The following is a 5,520-nucleotide window of genomic DNA, read 5'->3' on the forward strand; positions in this document are numbered from 1 at the left end:
TGATTATTCCGGACGTGCTTCCTCCGGGTAAAATCGTATTGATTCCAGAATTAAAAGGGGGATTCCATAGAGGGGATAAGCCAAAAAATAAAATAGAAATTTATAGTATCGAAGATGTAATGAAATGCATTGATAAAAATATAATTGGGTTTTTGCCGGTGTTTAAGGATCGCATTGATTAATTTAAAAGTTGTCTACCAGGCCAACTGGATATAAAAAATGGTATGTTTTTGATGGCCTGGTGTTTGTTTTTGGTCACTAAAGGATAGATATTACAATGATGGTATTACATAAATAATTAACTATACTTTTTTAATATGGCCCACGATTCCCTTTTTATCAATTTGTCCTGCTCGCCCGGCAGCAGGTCCTCGAATCTGTATCCGTCTAAGGTTTCCTCAAGTTCTTCGTTCATCTTTTCAAGCTGTTCTTTTGTGAATCCAGTTGTATTTTCATCTGTGAACATTTTCGATTTCTCCATTAACACCCAGATATAGATAAATCCTTTAAGTCCGCCTGTTCTTACTTTATACCTTTTTACATATTCGTAAAATTCTAACCGTTCTAAATATTTTATTACGGTATCCTTGTGGCAACCGGCTTCTGCTGCCACGTCCAGTGTGCTCCAGAATGGCCGTTTTTTAAGCAGTTCTAAAAAATAAGATGTTGAATAAGTTGGCATTTTACTCGTTTGCCTCCTTCTCAGTCTCGTAAACTCTGTCATATTTTCCGGTAATCTATAATCTTCGCATAAAATGAGCTTTCGCCTCCTTCTCAGTCTCGTAAACTCGCCCATCTGTCACATAGTGCCCTTCACTTTCCTCAGTGTAAACCAGGAAGACGGTTTCGTTTAGCGCGTTGTCTAGCATCCACGATTCTTCGTTCTCCCCGAAGTTTACTTCCGTGTACCAATCACCATCGTGTTTTGTTCCCTTTGAAAAAATCACAAAATCCTGGTCGTCTATAGGTTTGATTTCCTCTACAAACGGGGTTTCTCTGATCTCCCCGTCTGCAATCTCATAGTACGAGAGGTCTGCGTTCTTCATATAGTCGTACATTGATTCGTAGAATACGATCTCTATCGACTCCCCACATTTTGTACAGATAATTTCATCATCATGTTCAGTGATTTCAACTTCGTCGATGTGAGTTCCGCAGTGTGGGCAGTCGGTTTCTATAATGATCTGTTCGCGCACTTCATCGTGGATTTCTCTTTCTGCTTCGTTGCTTTCTTCTGTCATGGGTTCTTCTTCATGCGATTCTTCAGTGGTGGCATCATCGGCCGCATCTCCACTTAAATACTTCTTAATTTCCTTGTCTATGAAATCCGGAGAGTATCCACAAACGAGGGAGGTTTTTTCTTCGGTTTCCAAGTACCCTATCACGCTGCCTTTTCTTATCGTCTTGATGTCGTCCGCGTCATACTCTTCGGGGTTCAGTATCCACGCGCTGCCGTCCTTCCCGGTAATTATGCACCCGCCGTCGAGCAGCTCCTTTTTCTCAACCTTGATGAGTTCCTTCGTCCACTCTTCCCCTTCGTACACAAGGCCGAAGGGGGTTTCTTTTACCGTGCAGTCCATAACTGGCCCGGGATCTTCCTCGGTTTCCTCTTCGTCTTCATACCATCCAGGGAGCAAGGCTTTGTGCGCGGTCTTGTATGCTTTTGTTCTCCGGTCGAAGGAATCGGTAAGCAACTCGTCCAGGGTCTCTTCTTCTTGCTCTGACATCTGGCCCGCGACTCCGGAAAATTCTTCATCTTTCCTGTGATAAGGGGCAGCTCTAACGATTCCGGAGAACTCCCCGGTTTCAGTGTCCAGCTTGCAGGTAAAGCCAGTTGCAACATTGTTAAAATATTTTGTCATTTGTTCTACGCTCCTATTAACTTACTATACTACTACATTGTTTTTATCGTATATATAGTTATGGTATGATTGAAAAAAATTAAGATATGAATTTTAATACAGCGCCCGGCACATAGTCGTACGTCAAATTGTAGAACTTGTGTTCTTCCCCACGTTCTCCACTTCTCTCGTTTTCGAAGATACATACCACTTAGTCTGCACTGGCTCGATGAATATTTCTACCCTCTTGAGACAAATACCGTCTTCGTTTTCATAGCATTTGATCTGTTTCTTTTCCGCCTCGATGTACTCCTTTTTCGAAAACTTGAAATCATCCACGTCGTAGGTCTGTCCGTCAAATTTGAAAAATGTTTCCAGGTCTTCATTCTGGAAAAGGAAAGTTTCCCCAGGCTCTAGTGCAGTCGTCAACATTCTAATCTGTGCCACGATCTCGCAGTAATATTCATCCGCGATTCGTTTTCCTCCGAAGTTTCCTGTCTTTACGTTGTACCAAACTTCTCCACCCATGAAAGTCCGGAGCAGCTTGCTTGCATCCTTCACGCTCATTTCTTTTCCCCTGAACTTTGCACTTTCCACCCATCCTGCTTTTGCGTATACTACATCAAGCCCGTACATTTTTGCAAGATTGAAATAGATTCTGTGATATTTTCCACCCTTCCGTTCTTTTCCAATTTCGCGCAGTGCTTCAATGTTCATGTTTCTTGTCAACTCCTTTCAGGGCCGAATTCACCGCCCGGCTTCTACTACTACATTGTTTTTATCGTATATATAGTTATTGTTTTTATTAATAAAAGGAATAAAGAAATTTATTAATCGGTTAGTTCAAAATCAGGATGATTCAATTTCATGTGGTGGAAAAATCTTCCACATCCTTTACAATCTTTCCCGCAGACCGAGCACACCCATTCTTCGACGGTGGATTCTTCTTCCCTGTCATCGTCATTTTCATTTGATGGGGTATTAACCGGTGCGCTCCCGATGTATTTGAGCATTATTGCGTCTACTTGCTTTGTCGAGAATGGGGTTTCGTACTGTGATTTACCGGCCATAAAATCGATTGCCTGTGTATTAACAGACTTTTTGAATCCACGTTTTGCGTTTGCGAATTCGTCGGATAGTGCCCTCATAACTGCCTGCTGTACCAAAGTGTTCTTTACTTTGTTAGACACTTCCCCCGATACAGGCAGAGTTTCAACATACATTCGTTTTCTTGTCTTTGATTGTCCTTTATCCCCGCCACATTCATGATATGCAACATAGTTTTTATTGTTTCCGTGCCTGTGGTACTGGAACCCATCATAAACTGATGTCATAAACGTTTTCCCGTCGTCGGTTTCATATGCATACAACAGTGCACCGCAGTCTTCGCATACGGACAGTTTCCAGGATTGTACAGATTCATACTCATCGTGTTTAACCATGTTTCTTTTCAACTCCATCCAATCTTACTATACTACTACATTGTTTTTATCTTATATATAGTTATTGGTATTATACAAAAAAAATTAAGATAGGAAATTTAATACCGCGTCTTCGTCGGTCATCCGGATATGCGCTGACCCGATTTTATGCGAATAATAACCAACTTCTGCGTCTAATTGGTCAGCTATCCATTTTTGCAAGGTCCTGATTCCGTAAGCATCCGAAGGGAAAGCCCCCCAAACGTCATTGGACCTGAAATAAACGATGTTATGTAGTTTTCCATCTCTTAATAGCCACTGAGTAAATGACCAGCACGGGACCTCTGAAATGGTCATGCAGTTATCAATTTTGTCATAAATCGGGATTACTGCCCGCCTGGTGTTAGGTTCACTTTTTAACAGAGCTACAATTTTAGGTAATTGGTTTAATGACCATAGTCTTTCCCCGTAAGCATAGACAAAATCGGTTCCTTTTTGTTCTGCTTTCTCTGGATTTGTCAACGCGTCTGCAAAGTCATCGTCCAACTTTTTTATTAATGCGTCATCAACGTGGGATATGTCAGCTGTGGGGATCTTTATGTTTACGTCAGTAAGCTCTATGGTGTGATCCCCGCGCTGATCGTATATTTCCCTGCCAAAGTTCCAAACGCGGTACACGGTCTTTCTGTGAGCTTCTGGTATGGTTCTGGCGGTTATGTTCAGGTAATCATACATCTTTATCACCAAATCCCCAAGATCTTTCAACCCAAAGCTTTACACCATGAGCAGTTCCATGATGTTTGTTATCGCTGAAAGTTCTTGACACATAGATTCTTGATTTGCAATGCTCGCAAATTTTTATAGTTCTGTATTTATTTACTTTTATATTTTTATGACACTCCGGGCATCTTTTAGTTACGTATCTAGATTGTTGGTATTCTATTTGTTTGGCATTGTCTTTGTATGGCATGTTCATTGTCTCCTGAGACTTCGAGATTTCGCCGCGGTGGCATTTTCTATGCGTAGTTGGTATGTTTGTATAGGTAAGCGGTTAATCAGAGATAACTTGATAATTCAGGGGTATCAAGCATCGCTCTTTCACGAATAATTGATTCATATTTTTTATCTTTTTCAAATCCTATACAATCCCGGCCAGTTTCCCGACACGCTCTTAATGTTGTGCCTGAGCCAAGAAATGGATCTAATACAATATCACCCGGATTACTGGAAACTTCAATTAATCGCTTGATAAGTTCTTTCGGTTTTGTGGTTGAATGTTCTGTGTTTTCCTTTCCTCCAATTATTGGAATATCGAACACTTCATACATGCCTTTTTGGTAATTGAATGGTCTTCTAAGGTCTTCGTATTCTCTTCTCAGGTCTTCGTATTCTCTTCTTATGAATTTGTATTCTCTTCTTATGAATTCTTTCTGTAATGGAAGTTTGCAGAGTTCTTTATATGTTTCTTCTGTTGGCAAGTCCCACTGTGTTGAACCCCACCTGAAACAGTGGTCCGCACTTTGTCCTATTAATTCAATTATTTTTTTCTTTGGGATTCCAAGTGCTTCTTGAAACTCCTTAAAATATGTTCTCAGTGTCTGGAAATTGTTAACATCAAGCTTAACCATCTGCAATCCTGTTGTGTCCCATTCACAAAAATCGTTTCCCATACAATAAAATAAAATGCGTTCTGAAGCCGGGGCGTACTTCCTATCATTGTGCGCCCACTTCAAAGCAATATTATTCCTTTTATACCAGATGAGATGATTCAAAAAGTTAAAATGCTTGTCAGCCATTACCTGGACATAAGCAATGGTCCGATCATCTCCGAAAATATACAGGCTCCCGTTGTCTTTTAAGACTCTTTTGACCTCTATTAATACGGTTTCCAACCATGAAATATAACTATCTAACGTTTTCCATTGGTTGTCCCAATCATCGGAAACTATTTTGTAATAAGGTGGGTCAAGTATCGCAAGGTTTACGGAGTTTTCAGGTAGTTCTTTCATCAATTCCAGACAATCTCCGATTTTATATTTAATCAAATGGTTTCACTCCATACAAATTATAAACTATCTTCATTTCATCGAACAATTCCCCGGTTACCCGGTGAAGTGCCTGACCGGTTTTCGTTTTATGTCTTACTAACAATTTTTGATTACTGCGGGTTAGTTGACCTCTTGCACCACAATCAGGGCACCATGTGATTATTTTTACATAACTGTTTTTTTGGGGTTTCAGGATATATCTTATCATTC

Annotated in this window: 9 protein-coding genes; 1 reads left to right on the forward strand and 8 read right to left on the reverse strand. The window is 40.4% G+C overall.

Annotated features, from left to right (window positions below; genetic code table 11):
• A partial coding sequence (locus tag PHX29_06830; GenBank protein ID MDD5605597.1) for a hypothetical protein occupies nt 1–182 on the forward strand: 182 nt, incomplete at its 5' end.
• A 116-nt stretch (nt 183–298) separates the two neighbouring features.
• Here the strand turns inward: PHX29_06830 and PHX29_06835 are convergent.
• From PHX29_06835 to PHX29_06870, 8 genes are all read right to left on the reverse strand, one after another.
• A complete protein-coding gene (locus PHX29_06835) occupies nt 299–682 on the reverse strand; it encodes a hypothetical protein (protein ID MDD5605598.1) in 384 nt (127 codons plus the stop codon).
• 55 nt (nt 683–737) lie between these two features.
• The gene (locus PHX29_06840) at nt 738–1,862 is read right to left on the reverse strand and encodes a hypothetical protein (protein MDD5605599.1); all 1,125 of its coding nucleotides are present in this window, start codon (nt 1,860–1,862) and stop codon (nt 738–740) included.
• Nucleotides 1,863–1,985: 123 nt separating this feature from the next.
• Complete coding sequence (locus tag PHX29_06845; protein MDD5605600.1) at nt 1,986–2,558, reverse strand: hypothetical protein; 573 nt, start codon at nt 2,556–2,558, stop codon at nt 1,986–1,988.
• Nucleotides 2,559–2,671: 113 nt separating this feature from the next.
• Nucleotides 2,672–3,283: a hypothetical protein gene (locus tag PHX29_06850; GenBank protein MDD5605601.1), complete on the reverse strand. Its 612-nt coding sequence runs from the start codon at nt 3,281–3,283 to the stop codon at nt 2,672–2,674.
• A gap of 84 nt (nt 3,284–3,367) precedes the next feature.
• Entirely contained in the window at nt 3,368–3,997 is a 630-nt protein-coding gene (locus PHX29_06855; GenBank protein ID MDD5605602.1) for a thymidylate synthase, read from the reverse strand.
• A complete protein-coding gene (locus PHX29_06860; protein ID MDD5605603.1) occupies nt 3,990–4,232 on the reverse strand; it encodes a hypothetical protein in 243 nt (80 codons plus the stop codon). Before PHX29_06860 ends, PHX29_06855 begins: the two co-directional genes overlap by 8 nt.
• Before the next feature lie 85 nt (nt 4,233–4,317).
• Nucleotides 4,318–5,271 (reverse strand): site-specific DNA-methyltransferase, encoded by a 954-nt coding sequence (locus tag PHX29_06865; protein ID MDD5605604.1) that lies wholly within the window; start codon nt 5,269–5,271, stop codon nt 4,318–4,320.
• 28 nt (nt 5,272–5,299) lie between these two features.
• Nucleotides 5,300–5,520 (reverse strand): hypothetical protein (locus PHX29_06870; GenBank protein MDD5605605.1); only part of this gene is annotated, 221 nt, incomplete at its 5' end.

This window comes from Dehalococcoidales bacterium (assembly GCA_028717385.1).
GTDB lineage: Bacteria > Chloroflexota > Dehalococcoidia > Dehalococcoidales > CSSed11-197 > CSSed11-197.

Coding starts and splice junctions, on each gene's coding strand:
- PHX29_06835 (MDD5605598.1), bottom strand. CDS start 682: ATGCCAACTTATTCAACATCTTATTTTTTAGAACTGCTTAAAAAACGG.
- PHX29_06840 (MDD5605599.1), bottom strand. CDS start 1,862: ATGACAAAATATTTTAACAATGTTGCAACTGGCTTTACCTGCAAGCTG.
- PHX29_06845 (MDD5605600.1), bottom strand. CDS start 2,558: ATGAACATTGAAGCACTGCGCGAAATTGGAAAAGAACGGAAGGGTGGA.
- PHX29_06850 (MDD5605601.1), bottom strand. CDS start 3,283: ATGGTTAAACACGATGAGTATGAATCTGTACAATCCTGGAAACTGTCC.
- PHX29_06855 (MDD5605602.1), bottom strand. CDS start 3,997: ATGTATGATTACCTGAACATAACCGCCAGAACCATACCAGAAGCTCAC.
- PHX29_06860 (MDD5605603.1), bottom strand. CDS start 4,232: ATGCCATACAAAGACAATGCCAAACAAATAGAATACCAACAATCTAGA.
- PHX29_06865 (MDD5605604.1), bottom strand. CDS start 5,271: ATGAAAGAACTACCTGAAAACTCCGTAAACCTTGCGATACTTGACCCA.